The 1,204-nt window shown below is 62.6% G+C and carries 1 protein-coding gene and 2 pseudogenes; all 3 read left to right on the top strand.

Translation table 11 applies throughout. The features are described 5' to 3' along the window. Nucleotides 1-107 (top strand): annotated as a pseudogene (locus MFF58_RS31690) (IS481 family transposase); the annotation flags it as partial. 594 nt (nucleotides 108-701) lie between these two features. Further along, a complete protein-coding gene (locus MFF58_RS31680) occupies nucleotides 702-989 on the top strand; it encodes a hypothetical protein (protein WP_373323425.1) in 288 nt (95 codons plus the stop codon). Next, nucleotides 907-1,098, top strand: a pseudogene (locus tag MFF58_RS31675) (transposase); the annotation flags it as partial. The gene MFF58_RS31680 and the pseudogene MFF58_RS31675, both read left to right, overlap by 83 nt. Between the last annotated feature and the right edge of the window lie 106 nt (nucleotides 1,099-1,204).

The following is a 1,204-nucleotide window of genomic DNA, read 5'->3' as shown; positions in this document are numbered from 1 at the left end:
CCCTGCGCGGCCTTACCCCCTACGAGTTCATCTGCCAGGCCTGGACGAAAGAGCCAGAACGCTTCAGGCTCGATCCGTCACACCACATGCCGGGACCGAACATCTAGCGGCAACTGCCGGGCTGGCAGGGCGCTGACGTTAGGGATCGTCTGCAGCACGCGCCGCTCGATCGGCTTGGACGCTGGAACGGCATCGAATTCAGCCGTGTGCCCCTCGACAGCGCCTGGATTGCCGAAGAAGTGAGGGCTCGGCGACTCTATGGCTGCTGCGTAGCTCCCATAGGTGGGGCTCATCTCGGCAGACGTCGACTCCTGCGAGCCCATACTTAGCACCGCCAGTCTGCGGGCGCTGATCAGGCGGTTCAAGCCGACGAGAAGATCGTCGGAACCAGCTGGGTTGGCAAACTGTAGCGGCAATGTGGAGTGGCCCCAATTCGACCAGACACGCGGCGCAACTGTGAAGGTGTAAGGCGTCTCCGCAAAGTCGTTTGAGTGAGGGCATGGTCATGCCGAGGGTTACTATAGCGAGGTGGTGGGCGTCTCTCTTCTAGTAGCGGGTGGCGATGCGGCTATACTGCTTGAGCCGTTTGATCAGCTGATCGACCGATTGCGTTCTCGGTACGCGACCTTGTCGAAGCCTGGCGGGGGACTGTCAAGAATTTCTTATGCGGGCGGTCATGGTTGACCCGAAGGAGGTTCCGAATGGCAATACCCAGAGCACCCCGTATCCCTGACGCGCTCCTGGACCAGTGGCGGGCCGGGGCTGACTCCAAAACGGCGCTCGAGGCCGATGGCCTGCTGGGAGAGCTGAAGAAGGTCCTATCCAAGCGAGCGCTCGACGCTGAGATGAACCACCATCTGGCGGGCGAGGACGTCGGTAACACGCACAAAGGCTACGGTCGCAAGATGGGGTCGGCGCTATCGGGCCATCGCCCGGAGCTGGTGACGGCCCTGGGGGTGGGTGATCCCGTATTACGCCTTCCCCGGTGAGGTGCGCCGGATCCTTCACACGACGAACGCAATCGAGGCCATGAACGCCACGCTGCGTTGGGCTGTGCGCGCCCACGGCCATTTCCGAACCGACGAGGCCGCGCTGAAGCGTAAGCGCTGTCTGGGCGGCACCTTCCGGCAGACGGCGTGAAGGCGACATACGGAGCGGATTGGGAGCTCCGTCACATGTCGATGTCAGGGCGTATGGCTATGTC

This window comes from Methylobacterium longum (assembly GCF_022179385.1).
Classification (GTDB): domain Bacteria; phylum Pseudomonadota; class Alphaproteobacteria; order Rhizobiales; family Beijerinckiaceae; genus Methylobacterium; species Methylobacterium longum.
The sequence above is the reverse complement of the archived record's forward strand: the minus strand, read 5'-3'. Positions and strand labels throughout refer to the sequence as shown.